General features: G+C 64.4%; 13 protein-coding genes. 10 read left to right on the forward strand and 3 right to left on the reverse strand.

Translation table 11 applies throughout. The features are described from left to right. Positions 1-57 precede the first annotated feature (57 nt). Both B4400_RS13810 and B4400_RS13815 read right to left on the reverse strand, forming a co-directional pair. The gene (locus tag B4400_RS13810; RefSeq protein WP_078310871.1) at positions 58-1638 is read right to left on the reverse strand and encodes a DHA2 family efflux MFS transporter permease subunit; all 1581 of its coding nucleotides are present in this window, start codon (positions 1636-1638) and stop codon (positions 58-60) included. Positions 1639-1678: 40 nt separating this feature from the next. Continuing rightward, on the reverse strand, positions 1679-2581 hold the full coding sequence (locus B4400_RS13815; RefSeq protein WP_078310898.1) for an SDR family NAD(P)-dependent oxidoreductase: 903 nt from the start codon (positions 2579-2581) through the stop codon (positions 1679-1681). 284 nt (positions 2582-2865) lie between these two features. Between B4400_RS13815 and B4400_RS13820 the strand changes: the two genes are divergently transcribed. The 4 genes from B4400_RS13820 to B4400_RS13835 all read left to right on the forward strand — a co-directional run bounded on the left by B4400_RS13820 (position 2866) and on the right by B4400_RS13835 (position 5463). Beyond that, a complete protein-coding gene (locus B4400_RS13820) occupies positions 2866-3375 on the forward strand; it encodes an SMI1/KNR4 family protein (protein WP_078310899.1) in 510 nt (169 codons plus the stop codon). Between the two features lie 177 nt (positions 3376-3552). Further along, positions 3553-4632: a M48 family metallopeptidase gene (locus B4400_RS13825; protein ID WP_078310872.1), complete on the forward strand. Its 1080-nt coding sequence runs from the start codon at positions 3553-3555 to the stop codon at positions 4630-4632. A 14-nt stretch (positions 4633-4646) separates the two neighbouring features. Beyond that, a complete protein-coding gene (locus tag B4400_RS13830) occupies positions 4647-5039 on the forward strand; it encodes a hypothetical protein (RefSeq protein ID WP_078310873.1) in 393 nt (130 codons plus the stop codon). Positions 5040-5094: 55 nt separating this feature from the next. Next, positions 5095-5463, forward strand: coding sequence for a GatB/YqeY domain-containing protein (locus B4400_RS13835; protein ID WP_078310900.1), 369 nt, complete (start codon positions 5095-5097; stop codon positions 5461-5463). Here the strand turns inward: B4400_RS13835 and B4400_RS13840 are convergent. Further along, positions 5458-6126: a TetR/AcrR family transcriptional regulator gene (locus B4400_RS13840; protein WP_078310874.1), complete on the reverse strand. Its 669-nt coding sequence runs from the start codon at positions 6124-6126 to the stop codon at positions 5458-5460. The two genes, B4400_RS13835 and B4400_RS13840, sit on opposite strands and share 6 nt — an antisense overlap. Positions 6127-6233: 107 nt before the next feature. On the opposite strand from B4400_RS13840, the gene B4400_RS13845 reads away from it, so the two are divergent. From B4400_RS13845 to car (B4400_RS13870), 6 genes are all read left to right on the forward strand, one after another. Beyond that, a complete protein-coding gene (locus B4400_RS13845; protein ID WP_078310875.1) occupies positions 6234-7736 on the forward strand; it encodes an MFS transporter in 1503 nt (500 codons plus the stop codon). 37 nt (positions 7737-7773) lie between these two features. Beyond that, complete coding sequence (locus B4400_RS13850) at positions 7774-8343, forward strand: GNAT family N-acetyltransferase (protein ID WP_078310876.1); 570 nt, start codon at positions 7774-7776, stop codon at positions 8341-8343. Positions 8344-8503: 160 nt separating this feature from the next. After that, the gene (locus tag B4400_RS13855; RefSeq protein ID WP_078356022.1) at positions 8504-10582 is read left to right on the forward strand and encodes a hypothetical protein; all 2079 of its coding nucleotides are present in this window, start codon (positions 8504-8506) and stop codon (positions 10580-10582) included. Between the two features lie 56 nt (positions 10583-10638). Continuing rightward, on the forward strand, positions 10639-11220 hold the full coding sequence (locus tag B4400_RS13860) for a class I SAM-dependent methyltransferase (protein WP_078310901.1): 582 nt from the start codon (positions 10639-10641) through the stop codon (positions 11218-11220). 355 nt (positions 11221-11575) lie between these two features. Then, the gene (gene car, locus B4400_RS13865; protein WP_078310902.1) at positions 11576-15142 is read left to right on the forward strand and encodes a carboxylic acid reductase; all 3567 of its coding nucleotides are present in this window, start codon (positions 11576-11578) and stop codon (positions 15140-15142) included. Positions 15143-15195: 53 nt separating this feature from the next. Then, on the forward strand, positions 15196-18753 hold the full coding sequence (car, locus tag B4400_RS13870) for a carboxylic acid reductase (RefSeq protein ID WP_078356023.1): 3558 nt from the start codon (positions 15196-15198) through the stop codon (positions 18751-18753). Positions 18754-18779 lie beyond the last annotated feature (26 nt).

The following is an 18779-nucleotide window of genomic DNA, read 5'->3' on the forward strand; positions in this document are numbered from 1 at the left end:
CCGGGCAGCAGGCCGCTAACCTGCACGAGCGCACGGAACCAAACGTGGCAATAATTCTCAGGCGTCGGCGCCCACCACCAACTTCCTCGGCAAAAATACCGCCGGAACAATGGTGAACACCGCTAATGCCGCGGCCACTAAGAATACCGCCGTGTACGCGTGCGAAAGCCACTCAGGATTGTTTATCGCAAAATCTGAAGCGGGATTCATCACCGGGTCACTCGATAATCCGCGATTGGCGGTTTCTCCCTCCGCTGCGGACAACGGATCGACCTGAATTCCGCCTCCGGCACGATTGAATTGATTGGTCAACAGCGTTGCCATCAACGCGGCCCCCACAGATCCGCCCACCTGATCGTTGACGCTGAGCAGCGTGGTGCCCCGCGCGATCTGGGACGGTGCCAGCGACTGCACGCAGGCCGCCGACAGTGGCGTCGACGTACAGCCAACCCCCATGCCCATGACCATTAACCCGGCCAGCAGTATCGGCGAGAAATCTGCTTGTCGCGCCACACCCAATGTGAAGATGCCCAAGCCCACCGCAATCAACGGGAGGCCAATCAGCACAATCGTCCCTGGCCCGCGCCTGTCCATGAAGATCCCCGCGAGGGGCATGGTCAGCACGAGACCGACTCCCATTGCCACCATGGACATCCCGGACCGCATCGGCGATTGATGCAGCACCACCTGGAAGTAACTCGGCACAAGCAAGCTGACGCCGACAAAGGTGGCGGCGAAGGCGAACTGCGTGATGTTGGCCCACCTGACCACACGATTTTCGAACAGCCGTAGGTCGACAAGAGGATGTGACGCATGGTTCCTGGTGTGCACGACGAACGCAAAAATCAGTGCGGAACCGATGATGACGGCTAGCAGGACATGTCGGTCGGCCACGCTGTCGCGCCCGGGGATCGCCGACATCCCGACAAGCAACATCGCCACGCCAGGTGAGAGCAACAGCGCGCCCACCACGTCGAGTTTCTCTGAAGGCTCGGGGTTATCCCCGGGAAACATGAAGGCCGCCAGCACGATGGCACTCAAACCGATCGGCAGGTTGATCAGGAATATCCATTCCCAGCCGTAGCTGCTGATCAACCATCCCCCCAGGATCGGCCCACCGATCGGGCCGAGCAGGAAGGGCACCGCTCCTATGGCGACCACTCTGCCAAGGCGCTTCGGGCCCGCCTCACGGGTCAAGATCATGAAGCTCAGTGGCATCAACATGCCACCACCAATGCCCTGAATCACACGGAAGATAATGAGCAACAATATGTTTGGGGCCACCGCGCACAACAACGAGCCAACCGTGAATACCAGGACGGCGCCCATGAACAGACGTTTTGTGCCGAAACGGTCGGCAGCCCATCCGGTCATCGGGATCACTGTTGCGAAGGCAAGCATGTAACCGGCGATGGTCCAGGACACCACGGCCTGACTGGAACCGAACTCGGCGACAAAGGTGCGCTGGGCGACCGCCACCGCCGTGCTGTCCAAAAATGCCATCACGCTGGCCAAACCGCAGACGCCAGCGATCCGCAGCAGTACGGCGTCGAGCTTGTCGGGGTGCCCCGGCTCATTCACACCACGCTGCTCAGCCGACCCGCTCGGCGCCGAGAGGGCGGTAGGCACGCTGTCCATAGGTCGGCGAGTATATCCACGCAGAGGGGCCCATTGGGGTCTACCTCAACGGGCCGGCCACCGCTTCCACCTGGCCTTCCGGGCTCCGGCCGCGGCCCGAATACCAACGGTAGTAATCGTTCTGCACCCGGCTCACGATTCCCGGTAGTACACGGTAGGAATCCCGGTACAGGGTGCCCAGTGGGTTGTTCACCTCGCGACTGCGCCGCCTGAGCGCATCGACGACCATGTCGACGCCCTCCTCCAGCGTCAGCGATGCGTACTGGCTCCAGTCCGACGGGGCGATCATGTCGGTCGTCACCAGCGGGAGATGAACGTTGGTGACGCGCACTCCGTCGGCACGGCTCTCAATGCCCGCGATACGCAGTACCGCATCCATGGCCGCCTTCGACCCGACATAGGCAGAGAAGTCGGGCAGGTTGCCCAGCACTCCAATCGACGAGCTGTGCACGATATGCCCCGAGCCACGGGCACGCATGCCCGGCAGCAGGCGCAGCACCAGGCCCACACCACCGAGGTAATTGATCGCCACGGTCCGCTCGTAGTCGTGCAGCCGGTGTTCGGAATCTGCGAGCGACCGCATGATCGATCTGCCCGCGTTCAGCACCAAAATATCCGGTGCCCCATAGCGTTCGAGCACCTCGTTGGCGACTGCATCCGCGCCGTCGCTGGTCGATAGGTCGCCGGGCACAGCGTGCGCGGCACCGCCCCGCACAGTGATCTCGCGCACGACGTCGTCGAGTTCATCGGCCCGGCGTGCGGTGACAATCGCACGAGCGCCCGCCTCCGCGACCCTCTCGGCCAGCCGGCGGCCGATCCCGCTCGACGCGCCGGTGATCAACACTGTCCGACCGCCCACGCGCTCGGACAGTGTCGGAGTCCATGGGTAGCTGATGCTGACCGGCCTCGTGAGAACGTTGATCATGTGCCTGACGGCCCGCATCGGGTCTCCCATAACTCGTGTGCTGCTGACTGTTTCGCGTTGCGGCGGCAGAGCCGAGGCGTGTCACCCCGAGCAATGATTATGTTGACATCAATCGTTGTCAAGATGGAGCTCGGTTACTGAATTTCGTCATCCCGCTTTCGTGCCGTTTGCTATCGTTGCTGATGGACGCAAGTTTTGCGGGTCGCGTGCGGTTCAGCGCGACACTCTTCCTCATCGGCGCATTCCTGTGTGCGTGTGTGTCCCCCAGCAGCGCTGCCCGGCACGACGAATGGTCGTCGCTCGTGTCGATGCTCGCCGACCAGCAGAAGGCTCTGCACGAAAAGGACCCTTTGTACGACCTCCCCGGCGCACCCCAGCCGACGACACGCAAGGACATCCGCGCAAAGGAACGGCAGTGGGGCTTGTATCTCGATGCCGACCACCGGGAACTGCTTCAGATATCCGACGGCATGCGCGCCTTCTGTGGCTTCGACGACTTGTTCTCCCTCGCCGATTCGGCGCCGGGTTCGACGAACTGGGAGGGCATGAAGGCCTACATCGAAGGCGCGTCGCTGACTCCCGAATACTTTGGTGCCCACTCCTTCAACCAGCTGATTCCCGTTCTCGGCACCGAGGACGACTACGCCATGATCGTCGCCGTTGCCCATTCGTACTTCAGCGACGAGCCGGGCACCGTGTTCGAGCTCGGCGCTGGCGGCCCTAACGGGATCGGGCAGTACCCGACACTGATGGACGCGGTGAGGACCAAGTCGGAGTGGTATCAGAGGGAACTCCGGAACACGAATACGTAGGCGTGCCCGGGGAACCAAAACGTGTGCGCGATCGTCTGACCTAACAAGAAGCGCTTCCGGGGGGACACATGACATCGAGACCAGGCGTTGCCGCGACGGCATCCGCTAACAGCTGTCGCGTTCCCCGATTTCGCCGGGCGCACACGGTAAGCACGGTAACCAGATAGGTTGAATGCCATGTCCGATCTGCCTACTCGCACCTATGCCGAGTTTCCCGGAATCAGCACACGCGCCTGGGAGCACCCGGCCGACCGGGCAGCTCTGCAAACACTGCGCAGCCTCAAAGGCTTCGACACGGTCCTCAAAGCGCTGGCCGCACTGCTGCGGGAACGGCAGCATCGGCTGATGTATCTGGCGACCGCCGTCCGCGTCGACGATCGACAGTTCACGTCATTGCACGACACCCTCAATGACTGCGCTCGCATCCTCGATGCCCCCGAAACCCCGGAGCTCTACGTCATTCAGGGGCCATACGCCAACGCGTACACCATCGGCATGGACCAACCGTTCATCGTGCTGACCTCCGCCCTGCTGGACCTGATGAACGAGCAGGAGCTGCGCTTCATCGTCGGCCACGAACTCGGGCATGCACTCTCCGGCCATGCGGTGTACCGCACCATGCTGATGCACCTGATGCGGCTGGCGGGGAACCTCGGCTGGATGCCGATCGGCGGGTGGGCGCTGCGCGCCGTCGTCGCCGCGCTCATGGAATGGCAGCGCAAGTCCGAGCTTTCCGGGGACCGCGCCGGAATGCTCTGTGGTCAGGACGTGGACACCGCGATCCGGGTGGAGATGAAGCTGGCCGGCGGCTCACGCCTCGACGAGATGGACACGCAGCGCTTTCTAGCTCAGGCGGCAGAGTACGAGCGCACCGGCGATATGCGTGACGGCGTGCTCAAACTACTCAACCTCGAACTGCAATCGCACCCGTTCTCGGTATTGCGGGCCGCCGAGCTCAGCAAGTGGATCGACCGCGGCGAATACGGCGCGATCCTCCGCGGCGACTATCCGCGACGCGACGAGGACGCACAGGCTGACCTGGGTTCCGAATTCCGCTCCGCGGCAAAGTCATACAAGGACAATTTCGATTCCTCCACCGATCCGCTGATCTCCGCGCTGCGCAACTTCGGATCCACGCTCGACGGCGTGGTCAATGTCGTCGGCCAGGGCGTCACCGATGTCGCCACCGACGTGCGACGCCGATTCTCGGAGTGGCGCAACAATTCCGACGACGAGCCACGCGATCGCGACGCCTGACCGGGGCACCAACCATGACCGATCCCAACTACATGAACTTCTTCGTCGAGCGGGCCGCCTCCGATGCGGCGGTGGTCATGGCCTGTACCAAGGCCTGTGGCCTTGCCCTGGAATCAGATGGCCATCCCGTCGACGACGCGGATGGCTATGTGCAGATCACCGAGTACACAGACGGATTCGCGATGGGACTGTGCATCATCTGGCCGCCTACCACGCGGATGCCACGATCCCAGGATGCGGTGGCACAGACCATCGCCCACGAACTGCGCCAGCGGGTGCTCTTCGACATCGAGGATGCGGGCGCCGATTCGGGCGAGCGATGGATCCTCGCGACACCCGGGGGTGCGGCCTCCACGGTCGACATCGTGGAATACGAAGACGGCGTCGGCCTGGCCGGATCCGCTTGACACCGTCGAATATCCGATGGCCGGCATCGATCCTTCTCGATACGCTCGACACCCCATGACCTCGACCCACGACCCACATGTACTGCGCACAACCATGCGCACCGATCTCAGCACCGCGATGAAGGCCCGCAACAGCCGAACCGTGAGTGCACTGCGGACAGCGATCGCCGCGATCGACAACGCCGAGTCAATGGACAACGCAGCGCAAGCCTCCCTGGATAACGCTCATGTCGCTGGTGCGACAAGAGGCCTCGGGTCAGCCGAGGCAGCTCGCAGGGTGCTCTCCCCCGCCGATGTGCGGGCCGTCCTGCGGGCACAGATCGATGATCGTGTCACCGAAGCCGAGCGCTACGACACGCTCGGCCACGCCCAGGCCGCCACGCAGCTGCGCGAAGAGGCCGCGGTCATCGCCAGGTATCTATAGCGACCCGTAGCGTCGCGCGATCCCGTCGCACAAGATCTCCACGCCCTTGACGATCACCTCACGCGGATTGGTCACCTGCGGCAGGTCACCCACCCCCACCAGTGCGGCCAGGCGCGGGGACTCCGGCAGCTCGGCATTACCGCCGATCAGCTCCGACAATCCCGAAAAGTCGGTGCGTGCACCCGGGGAGACAAGCTGCCCACCGACCGCACCGAGACCGACGCCCTGCGAGTAGCTCCACACCTGAAACGCTAACTCCGCCGCCTCAGGCACCGGAACCCCAAGGTGACCGAAGGCCTCCAACAACCAGTCGAAACACACCAGGGTGTCGGGCTGCATCCCGTTGCGTGGCACCGCGTACGCCAACAGCACCCAGGGATGGGTGCTGTACAGATTGAAGTCATATTCGAGGGCGACGCGCACCCGTGCCCGCCAGTCTGGGTCACCCAGCATGTCAGCGGGATAGGCGAATCGCCGGGTGACCTCGGCGGTCATCTCGACCAGCAGCGCATCCTTGTCGGCGACGTGGCGGTACAGCGACATGGCGCCCACGCCGAGAGCCTCGGCGATCTTGCGCATGGACACACCGGTCAGGCCTTCCGCATCGGCAATCGTGATGGCCTTGGCGACAATCGATTCCAGCGTGAGACGCGGATCGGTCACGATGCTCCCTCCATAACTCGATTGACCGGCTTCACCAATTTGCGTACAGTGTACCCAGTCTACTGCGTACGCCGTACGCGCCAAAAATATCACCGGAGCGATACCCCATGACCACCTGTAAGAGCACTGCGCCCGAAAACGCGACGCCAGAAGGCGCCCGCGCTGGACGCCGTACCTGGTTCGGGCTGGCCACTCTCCTGCTGCCCGTGTTCCTGGTGTCCATGGATGTCTCCGTGCTATTCCTGGCGATGCCACGGCTGTCCGAGTCGCTCAATCCGTCGGCGGCCGAACAGCTGTGGATCCTGGATGTGTACGGATTTCTGCTCGCCGGACTGCTTATCACCATGGGCAACCTCGGCGACCGGTGGGGACGCCGACGCCTCATGCTCTGGGGTGCAACGCTTTTTGGCATCGCATCGGTGATCGCCGCATTCGCACCCACTCCACTGGCCCTCATCGCGGCCCGCGCACTGATGGGTATCGGCGGGGCCACCCTGCTGCCCGCCAGCCTCGCGCTCATCGGCGTCATGTTCCCCAACGCCCGCCAGAAGGCGCTTGCGGTCGGCATCTGGGCCGCAGCCTTCTCATTCGGCGCCGCCGTCGGACCCGTCATCGGCGGCCTGCTGTTGCACCACTACTGGTGGGGCTCGGTGTTCCTCATCAACGTTCCGGTGCTAATCGTGCTGCTGCTCACCGCCAACGCGCTCATCCCCGAATACCGGAACCCCGTCCTGGAACCCTTTGACCTCGCCGGCGTCGCGCTGTCGATGACCGGAATCATGACACTGGTATACGCCGTGAAAGCCGCAGCCACGCATGGCTTCTCGCTATCTGTCGCGATCACCGGCGTGATCGGCGTCGTCACCCTGGTGATGTTCATCCGGCAGCAGATGCGCTGCCCGCACCCGCTGCTCGCACTGGACCTGTTCCGCAACCGGACCTTCACCGTGGCGATCGTCGGCACCGTCGCCGCGATGGCGACGTTCGGCGCCACGACCTACCTCACCGGGCTCTACCTGCAGTCGGTGCTCGGTTTCGACGTACTGGCCGCAGCCTTCCTCGGGCTACCCATGGCGCTGACGGTCGCCTACTTCTCGATGGACGCGGCACGTATCGAGCGTCTACTCGGGGAGCGCTGGACGTTTGTGACGTCTCTGCTGGCCATGGCCGTCGGCAACGCGGTCCTCCTCGCCGTGGGCCCGCACGGGCCGGTGGGCGTCTACATCGCGGCGACGGTGATCGTCGGCGCCGGGGCCGGTGTCATGTTCACGTTCGTCTCGGCCGTAGCGCTCAATGCCGCCCCGACCGAGCGGGCCGGGCAAGCCACGGGCATTTCCGAGATGAGCTTTGAGCTCGGGACGGCCTTTGGACTGGCCTTGTTCGGTGCCCTCGCCTCCGCCATCTTCGCCGCACGCACCCACGTGCACGAGACACTCGGGCAGGCCATGGCGCGCGCCAAGGACATCGGTGGCGAGGCGGGCGCCGCCGCGGCTGAGCTCGCCAGAACCGGATGGACCGACGGAATCCACGCGGTAGCGGGAGTATCGACGCTGGTCCTGGTCGCCACCGCGATCACGGCCGCCGTTGTGATGCGTCACAGCGACACCTGATCGGGAACCTTCGACGCACCGGGCTCGTAGAACACATATGACCCGTGAGATCCGAGACATCGACTCCACCACTGAGGCCGTTGCCCACCGCGTGATCGCCACGGCATTCGCAGAGGATCCCGTACTGCGTTGGGTGAACTCCGACCCCCGGCGTGACGTGGCGATATTCCGTGGGATCTCGCTGGCCTTGCACGGCTCCGGCCAAGGTGAGTACCTGCTGTACGACGACGGTGTGGCGGTGGGAGCCGCGCATTGGGATCCGCCGAGCTGGGAGCCTCCGGGTGCGCAGCGGATGCGCGCCATCCCGTTGCTTCTCGGCGGGGTGCGGCTCGGCGTCTTCCGCGGTGTCGCCCTGGCGCGTGCCGCCGCCGCGGTCCGGCCCAAGCACCCGCACTGGTATCTGGCGACTATCGGTGCCGCCATCCCCGGCAGAGGCATCGGCTCAGCCCTCCTCAAACACCAGATCGATCAGATCGAAGGTCCGGCATATCTGGAGAGCTCCAATATCCGCAATAACCCGCTCTACGAACGCTTCGGATTCACCGTGGTCGACGAGATCAAACCGGCGCCCGACGGCCCCACGCTGTGGGCAATGTACCGGGACTGATTGCGCCCCAACGTCGCTGATAGCGGACTCACCGGATCCATGAGAATCGGTAACGACCGCGACTACCCTGGCGATGGAATACCTAGAGTTCGGTGTGAATTAGTGCTGATAGTTGTCTCCGCCCGGTGTGGTGGGGGCGCCGGTAGTACAGAGGGTTGAGATGACGATTGTTCCGCCTCCCGTCGAGGACACCGCGATGCGGGCGTGGGAGTTCCCCGAGAACGACCCCGAACCGCCCGCATCGTCGGCCAAGTACGCACCCGGCGAGCCGCAGCTGCGTGCTGCGGCCTTCGGGACGCTGATCGGTCTGCTGGTGGCGGTGTTACTGGGCGCGGCCTATGGCGCCGAGCCCGGCGGTTCACTGTGGGCCTTGAACAAAACCGTCTTCACCACTCACTCCCAGGACGTGGCTGTGCGTGCCGTGGTTTCCCCGCTCAAGAACGCCCAGGACATCCTGGGCAATGGCACGCAGCCCTCTCCCGATCAACTCACCGAGGCGCGTACCTCACTCAACGAGGCCAAACGAGGACTGGAGTTCGTCTCCGCCTCCAATGAACGCACCACACTGCAGAACCTCTATCTGCAGCTCACTCAGCAGCTGCGCCAGTACACACCCGAACAGGCACAGCAACTTCCCGCGCTACCCGCGCCCCCAGGCGTGAACACCGACGCGAATCTGGCCGCCAACGTGGGGCCCGCCGCACCGGCGTCATCGCCGCCAAGCTGGGGCTACGCCGCCGCCGCGAGCGCACCGGGCCCGGCACCGCAGTCCTACTCGGCTCCCCCGCCTCCCGGAATTCCGGTCGATCCCGTTGCCGACTGGCCGGCTCCGGTCGCGCCGCCGTTGACGCCCAACCTGCTCGATCTGGGTGGCTACGACCCGTCGTGGTCTCTGCTCTACGGATACAACGTCTTGGACTGGTTCAACTGGGGACTGTCCGGCTTCAACCGGTACGGGTTCGACTTCATGGGCTTCGACCGATGGGGTTACGACCGATGGGGTTACGACCGATGGGGTTACGACCGGTCGGGTTACAACTGGGACGGCTACAACTGGTCGGGCTACAACCGCGACGGTCGAGATCGGGACGGCCGCAACGAATGGGGTCAGTTCCGCGACGACGATCCCCGCGACCAGGGTTGGTACGACCGGTATCACCCGTATCGGGAGTACTACGACTGGAAGTTCCAGAACACCAACCCGGTGTACAGCCGCAACCTGTGGGATCAAGCGCATGGAATCAATCCCGCGCAATACCGGGATTGGAACCTGAATCGCGGCTGGGACAACCCGTTAGAGCGCGACTGGTCCCCCGTAACCAGCACCGCCCGGGTCGCCGACCGCCCGGTACTGTCCGAGCCGGTGGTGAACCTCGATGCGTCACTCGCGCAGTTCCTCACCGATGACAAGTCCGCCCGTCCATCGGGGGATCTCATCAAGGATCTGTCGACTAAGTCGGTCCGAAACTTCAGCAAGGAATTGGCCACCCCGCCCCCGGCTCCCGAAAAGGCACCGACATCGGTGCCCCCTGCCGAGGTAAAGCCCGCCGCCCCACCGGTATTGACGGCGCCAGTGCCGACAGTTCCGCCCAAGCAAGTGCCCGAAGATTTCACACCCCCGTCACTGCCGACGGTTCCGCCACTGACACCGGCCCCGTCCACGGAGCCGCGCGCAACGTCCAGCACGTCGAGCCCGGCCCCGTCGACCGAACCGTCACACTCACCGACCCCGACGTCCGGGCCTCCGACCGATGCCACCACCAGCCCGTCCGCTCCCGCTCCCACCTCGGCTGCTCCCGGACCCACACCGAAGGAGGAGACCTCCGCGCCCGTGACGACGCCGACGGCCCCGACTCACGAGACACCGGTCACGCCAACGCCACGCCAAACGGTCACCACAGCACCACCGGAAACAGCCGAGCCATCGGTCGCTCCCGAACCGACCAAGCAGCGCAGCACGCCGACGTACGAGACGCCGACGTCCGAAGCGCCCGCACCGCGGGCGACCGTAGAACCTGCGCCCCAGCAGGTCCCGACCGAGGCTCCAGCGAAGCAGACACCCGTCGAGCGTGAGACGCCCCCGTCACGAGCGTCGGCGCCAGAAACCGCGGCGCCTACACGCGACGCGCCCACGCGGGAGGCACCGACGTACAGCACCGCGACACAGGCACCCAGTTCGGGCGGCAGCAGCGGTGGTGGTTACGGCGGCGGTGGCAGCAGCGGTGGCGGCCACCACTAGCGAGAGCCCCACCACAGCAGAAGTAAGGGTACCCTTATTTCATGCCGACAACATGGATGGACACCGTGGTACGCCAGGTGCGCAGGGTGGGCGACTTCCCGTTTCCTCACCAGGCGGCCTTCATGCTCGACAATCCGATTCATCGAAGGTTCGTGAATCCCGCGGGCGTAGCCGAGCGGCTGGCGCTGCGTGGTGACGAACGAGTGTTGGAGATCGGCCCAGGGCCGGGAATCTTCAGCGTGCAGATCGCCCCACGACTCCCGTCCGGCCATCTCGACTTGTTCGACGTGCAGCCCGAGATGCTCGACAAGGTGAAACGCAAACTCGACCGGGCCGGATATCGGAACGCGGGATTTCACTCGGGCGACGCCAGCAATGGACTTCCCTTCCCGGACAACTCCTTTGACATCGCCTTCCTCGCCAGCGTGATCGGCGAAGTCCCCGACAAGACCGCATGCATCCGGTCGCTGCACAAGGCGCTCAAACCCGGCGGACGGCTGGTGTTCCAGGAGATCTTCCTCGACCCCGATCGCCTGAGCATCTCCGAGCTACGCGCCCTCGCCGAATCAGGGGGTTTCGCCTTTGCCTCGGCGACCGGAAGCCGGTGGCGCGACATCGTGGAGTTCACCCGAACCTGATCCCACCCCGCCACATCGGGTACACCATCGACGGCCATTTCCTCGGCCCACAGCACGGTTCAGGGCTCGACCATCGATGCCCATTCTTCGTGTAAACCCGCGAGCACCGGCGCCCCGCCGGCCCCCGTGAGCAACCGCCGCGTGCGCCATGGCAATCCCTTTCACAGCACGTAAGCCGGATAATCCTTCGTGCGGGAAGGCGCGAGCGCAACGGTTCCCGCGGCCGCGTCGGCAGTGGATTTGCATCCCGGATAGTGGGAGCCTGTTGTGAGGAATACCATATCTGGATATATCGTTAGTTTAGGTAATCTACTTTTCAGACTTCCAAAGAACACCCTGTTGATTTGAGGCTGCCATGACCGTGACCCACGAGACCGACCCGCAGCTGGAGCAGCTGGCCCGCCGCATCGAAAATCTGCGTGAGAGCGATCCACAGTTCCGCGCCACTGCACCCGATCGCACGGTCGCCGAGCAGGTACTGCGCCCCGGCCTACATCTCTCCGAGGCCATCGCGACGTTGATGACCGGATACGCCGAGCGCCCGGCGCTGGGCGAGCGTGCACGTGAACTGGTCACCGACCACGAGGGCCGGACCGTGCTGCGGCTGCTCCCCCGTTTCGACACCACCACCTACGGTGAATTATGGTCCCGGACAACGTCTGTCGCAGCATACTGGCACCACGACGCGGCTCATTCGGTCAACGGTGGCGACCTGGTGGCGACCCTCGGGTTCACCAGCATCGACTACACCGTGCTGGACCTCGCGATCATGATTCTCGGCGGGGTCGCGGTTCCGCTGCAGACCAGTGCACCGGCGTCGCAGTGGACCACCATTCTCGCCGAGACCGAACCCAACACGCTGGCCGTGAGCGTCGAATTGATCGGCACCGCATTGGAATCGGTACTCGCCACCCCGTCGATCAAGCAGGTCGTGGTGTTCGACTACACCCCCGAGGTCGATGCGCAACGCGAGGCCTTCGACGCCGCTAGCGCACAGCTCGCGGGAACCGGTATCACCATCGAGCCGCTCGATGGGGTGATCACCCGCGGCGCAAAGCTTCCCGCGGCCCCGCTCTACGCACCCTCCGACGGCGACGACCCGCTCGCGCTGCTGATCTACACCTCCGGCAGCACCGGGGCCCCCAAGGGCGCCATGCACAGTGAGAACATCGTGCGCCGCTGGTGGATTCGCGAAGACGTCATGGCCGGGACCGAGAACCTGCCGATGATCGGACTGAACTTCATGCCGATGAGCCACATCATGGGCCGCGGCACACTCACTTCGACGCTGTCCACCGGTGGACTCGGGTACTTCGCCGCATCCAGCGACATGTCAACGCTCTTCGACGACATGGAGCTGATCCGCCCCACCGCACTCGCCCTGGTGCCCCGCGTATGCGACATGGTCTTCCAGCGGTTCCAGACGGAGGTGGATCGCCGCCTCGCCAGCGGTCACGCCGCGGATCCAGATGCGGTGGCCGCAGAGGTCAAGGCCGAGATTCGTGACAACCTCTTTGGTGGACGTGTACTGGCGGTCATGGTGGGCTCGGCACCGCTATCCGAAGAGCTGGGCGAATTCATCGAGTCCTGCTTCGAGCTGCATCTGACCGACGGATACGGATCCACCGAGGCGGGCATGGTGTTCCGTGATGGAGTCGTGCAACGCCCGCCGGTCATCGAGTACAAGCTGGTCGACGTGCCCGAGCTGGGGTACTTCTCCACCGACCAGCCGCACCCGCGCGGTGAGCTGCTGCTGAAGACCGACGGCATGTTCCTCGGCTACTACAAGCGTCCCGAGGTCACCGCAGGCGTCTTCGACGAAGACGGCTTCTACATGACCGGCGACATTGTCACCGAGCTCGCCCACGACAACATCCAGATTGTCGATCGCCGTAACAACGTGCTCAAACTGTCCCAGGGCGAGTTCGTCGCGGTCGCCACACTGGAAGCCGAGTACGCCAACAGCCCTGTGGTGCACCAAATCTACGTGTATGGCAGCAGCGAAAGGTCCTATCTGCTGGCGGTCGTGGTGCCGACACCGGAAGCCGTCGCGGCCGCACAGGGCGACGCAGCGGCACTGAAGGCGACCATCGCGGATTCGTTGCAGGACATCGCCCGAGAGATCCAGTTGCAGTCCTACGAGATCCCGCGCGACTTCATCATCGAGCCCCAGCCATTCACCCAGGGCAACGGACTGCTGACCGGCATTGCCAAGCTGGCCCGTCCGAACCTCAAGTCGCACTACGGCGATCGGCTGGAACAGATGTACGCCGACATCGCCGAGCAGCAGAGCTTGGAAATGCACCGGCTGCGTTCCGATTACGATCCCGATAAGCCCGCGCTGGAGACGGTGCTCAAGGCTGCACAGGCTCTACTGGGCGTCTCGTCGGCCGAACTCACCGCGGACGCACATTTCACCGACCTGGGTGGCGATTCACTGTCCGCCTTGTCCTTCTCTGATCTATTGCGCGATATCTTTGGCGTCGAGGTCCCCGTCGGAGTCATCGTCAGTGCCGCGAACGACCTCAGCGGTATCGCGAAGTTCGTTGATGAGCAACGCCATTCGGGCGGAAGCCGACCGACCGCCGAAACGGTGCACGGCGCCGGGCACACCGAGATCCGCGCCGCAGACCTGACCCTGGACAAGTTCATCGACGAGGCCACGTTGCAGGCGGCCCCCTCGCTCCCCCGAGCGGTCGGAGTCCCGCAGACGGTGCTCTTGACCGGGTCCAACGGCTACCTGGGCCACTATCTGGCACTGGAATGGCTTGAACGCCTGGACAAGACCGGCGGCAAGCTCATCGTCATCGTCCGTGGCAAGGACGCCGACGCCGCCTACCGCCGCCTCGAGGAAGCGTTCGATACCGGCGACACCGAACTGCTTGCGCACTTCCGGGCGCTGGCCGAAACGCAGCTGGAGGTGCTCGCGGGCGATATCGGCGACCCCGACCTCGGCCTGGAATCCGGCACCTGGCAGCGCCTGGCCGACACCGTGGACGTGATCGTGCACCCGGCCGCACTGGTGAACCATGTACTGCCCTACAAGCAGCTGTTCGGCCCGAATGTCGTTGGGACCGCTGAAATCATCAAGCTGGCACTGACCACCAAGATCAAGCCCATCACCTATCTGTCCACGGTCGCGGTCGCGGCGTATGTCGATCCGGCCACCTTCGACGAAGAGTCCGATATCCGGCTCATCAGCGCGGTGCGCCCCGTGGACGAGCTGTACGCAAACGGCTACGGCAACAGCAAGTGGGCGGGCGAGGTGCTGCTGCGCGAAGCGCACGACCTCTGCGGCCTGCCGGTCGCGGTGTTCCGCTCCGACATGATCCTGGCCCACAGCCGCTATACCGGCCAGCTCAACGTCCCCGACCAGTTCACCCGCCTGATCCTCAGCGTGATCGCGACCGGCATCGCACCCGGATCGTTTTATCAGGCGCAGGTCACGGCTGAGCGTCCCCGTGCGCACTATGACGGGCTGCCGGGTGACTTCACCGCAGAGGCCATCACGACGTTGGGCACGCAGGTGCCGGAGGGCCCCGAGGCCTATGTGACGTACGACTGTGTGAACCCCCATTCCGACGGCATCTCGCTGGACAACTTCGTCGACTGGCTCATCGACGCCGGCTACCGCATTCGGCGCATCGACAACTACAGCGAGTGGTTCGACCGCTTCGACACCGCCCTCCGCGGCCTGCCCGAAAAGCAAAAGCAGCACTCTCTGTTGCCGTTGCTGCACGCGTTCGAACAACCCTCCGGCGCCGAAGACCATGGAGTAGTTCCGGCCAAGCGTTTCCAGCACGCGGTCCAGGCGGCCGGAATCGGCCCGGTCGGCCAAGACGGCACGACCGACATTCCTCGTCTGTCGCGGCAGCTGATCGTCAAGTACGCCAAGGACCTCGAACAGCTCGGTCTTCTGTAGGTCCAGGTGAGCCCCCGCGCTTACAGAATCGACGGTTTCGTAAGCTGCCCGATATGACGATCGACGCCACCGCTGCCCATACGAAGGAAGCACGTCGTCAGCGGTTGGGTGACCGCGTGAGGCGTCTCTTCACCGAGGATCCGCAGTTCCGGGCCGCCAAACCTGACACCGCGGTCGATGCCGCCGTCGCGGTGCCCGGTCTGCGGCTCGCACAGGTGGTCGCCACGATCATGGACGGATACGCCGAACGTCCCGCCCTCGGACACCGCGCCCAGAAGCTCGTCACCGATGAGGCGGGACGCTCGACGCTGCGTCCGCTGCCCGAATTCGAGACCGTCACCTACGGCGAGCTGTGGGGTATGGCCCGTGCGCTGGCTTCTGCCTGGCATCACGATGCCCACGCTCCGGTGCGGACCGGCGATTTTGTCGCGATGCTCGGCTTCACGAGCGTCGACTACACTGCGGTTGATCTCGCGTGCATCCACCTGGGCGCGGTAGCGGTGCCGCTGCAGACCAGCGCGCCCGCATCGAATTGGACCGCGATCCTTGCCGAGTCCGAACCCTCGGTACTGGCCGTAAGCGCCGAGTTATTGGATGCGGCAATGGAATCGGCACTCGTTACGCCGTCCCTGCGGCATATCACTGTCTTCGACTACCACCCCGGTGTCGACACACAGCACGAGAGCATCGAATCCGCGCAGCACCGGATCGCCGAAGCCGGCCTGCCGATTTCCGTTGACGTGATATCCGCGGTGATCGGACATGGGCGCGCCCTGCCGGAGGCTCCCCTGTTCACCGCCGCCGAAGGCGACGACCCCTTGGCCCTGGTGATCTACACCTCGGGAAGTACGGGCACCCCCAAGGGCGCCACATACACCGAGAAGATGGTCGCCAAACCATGGCTGCGGGCCGACACCCTGAGCTCCAAGGCCGAAATTCCTTTGATCAATCTCAATTTCATGCCGATGAGCCACGTGATGGGACGCGGCAGCCTGGTCACCGCGCTGGCCTGTGGCGGCCTTGCCTACTTCGCGGCGTCCAGCGATATGTCCACCCTCTTCGAGGACATCACCCTCACCCGCCCCACGGTGGTGACTCTCGTTCCCCGCGTGTGCGACATGCTCTTTCAGCGTTACCGCAATGAGGTCGAACGCCGCGCCGGGGAAGATCCCGCGGCCAACCTCGCCGCACTCGGCGCGGACGTCAAAGCCGAGATCCGTGAAAACCTTTTCGGGGGACGCGTTTTGACAATCGTCTGCGGCTCTGCGCCATTATCGGAAGAGCTCGCGGCGTTCATCGAGTCCTGCCTCGACGCCCGCATCACCGACGGATACGGATCCACCGAGGCCGGGGTCATTGTGCGCAACGGACGAATCCAGCGCCCGCCCGTCATCGACTACAAGCTGATCGATGTGCCCGAGCTGGGCTACTTCTCCACCGACAAGCCGCACCCGCGCGGTGAGCTGCTCGTCAAGGCCGAGTCGGTGTTCGGAGGCTACTTCAAGCGTCCCGATGTCACGGCCGATGTGTTCGATCCGGATGGGTACTACAAGACCGGCGATATCGTCGCCGAGCTTGAACCCGACAAGATCCAGATCGTCGACCGGCGCAACAACGTCATCAAGCTGTCTCAGGGCGAGTTCGTCGCGATCGCCAACTTGGAGGCCGAGTATGCCAACAGCCCACTGGTGCACCAGATTTGCGTCTATGGAAGCAGCGAGCGATCGTATCTGTTGGCCGTGGTGGTACCGACCTCCGAGGCGTTCGAGCTAAGCCACGGCGATGACGAACTACTCAGACGCCTGATCGCCGAGTCACTTCAGCAGGTGGCCCGCGATGCCGAGCTGCAACCCTACGAGGTGCCCCGCGACTTCCTGGTGGAGACCGAGCCGTTCACGGCCGCCAACGGCTTGCTCACCGGTATCGCGAAGCTGGCTCGCCCCAAGCTGCACGAGAAGTACGGTGCCCGTCTCGAACAGCTGTACTCCGATATCGCGAGCGCCCAGACGCTCGAACTGCAGGCGCTGCACGCGGCCGGACACGAGGGCAAGCCGGTCCTCGACACCGTGCAACGTGCGGTGACGGCGCTACTGGGGCTGTCCGCGGCAGAGGTCAGCCCGGACGCGCATTTCATCGACCTCGGCGGCGATTCCCTCTCTGCCCTGTCATTCTCGGATCTGCTCCGCGACATCTTCGCCGTCGACGTTCCGGTCGGCGATATCGTCAGCGCCGCGAACGATGTGACCGCCATCGCGCGCATCATCGAAAAGCACCGCGATTCCGGGTCGGCCCGACCCACCGCCGAAACGGTGCACGGCGCCGGGCACACCGAGATCCGCACCGCCGACCTGACCCTGGACAAGTTCATCGATGAAGCCACGCTGCGGGCGGCCCCCGCGCTCCCCCGAGCGGTCGGAGTCCCGCAGACGGTGCTGCTCACCGGAGCCAACGGCTACCTAGGACGGTTCCTGACACTGGAATGGCTTGAATGCCTGGACAAGACCGGCGGCAAGCTCATCGCCATCATCCGCGGCAAGGACGCCGACGCCGCCTACCGCCGCCTGGAAGAGGCATTCGACAGCGGAGACGCGCAGCTGCTTGCGCACTTCCGGGCGCTGGCCGAAAAACACCTGGAGGTGCTGCCCGGCGACATCGGCGACCCGAACCTGGGGCTCGATGCGGACACCTGGCAGCGCCTGGCCGACACCGTGGACGTCATCGTTCACCCCGCGGCCCTGGTCAATCACGTGCTCCCCTATAGCCAGCTGTTCGGCCCGAATGTCGTTGGCACGGCGGAGATCATCAAGCTGGCACTGACCACCACGATCAAGCCTGTCACCTATCTGTCCACTGTCGCCGTGGCCATGTCGGTGGATCCCGGGGTGTTCAATGAGGATTCCGACATCCGCACCATCAGTGCGGTCCGGCCAATAGACGAGGGGTACGCCAACGGATACGGCAATGCCAAGTGGGCCGGCGAGGTGCTGCTGCGCGAAGCGCACGACCTCTGCGGCCTGCCGGTCGCGGTGTTCCGCTCCGACATGATCCTGGCCCACAGCCGCTACACCGGCCAGCTCAACGTCCCCGACCAGTTCACCCGCCTGATCCTCAGCCTCATCGCCACCGGCATCGCACCCGGATCGTTTTACCAGAAACAGGCGACGAGTGAGCGTCCGCACGCCCACTATGACGGGCTGCCAGCCGATTTCACGGCATCAGCCATTACCGCACTCGGCAGCGCAGTTGCGTCTTCTGAAGGATTTCAGACCTACGATTCGGTAAACCCACATTCCGACGGCATCTCGCTGGACAACTTCGTCGACTGGCTCATCGACGCCGGCTACCCCATCCAGCGCATCGACAACTACGGCGACTGGTTCACCCGCTTCGGCACCGCCCTCCGCGGCCTGCCCGAAAAACAAAAACAGCATTCCCTGCTGCCACTGCTGCACGCGTACCGGTACCCGCAGCACGCGCACAACGGGGCTTTCATACCCGCGACCAGATTCCGCGAAGGCGTCCAGGCCGTCCAGAACATCGACATCCCCCACCTCACCCGGGATCTCATCGTCAAGTACGCAACGGACCTCGAACAGCTCGGCCTACTGTAGCCGCGCGAATTTCTGTGCGCCGCTTT

This window comes from Mycobacterium sp. D16Q13 (assembly GCF_002013375.1).
Classification (GTDB): domain Bacteria; phylum Actinomycetota; class Actinomycetes; order Mycobacteriales; family Mycobacteriaceae; genus Mycobacterium.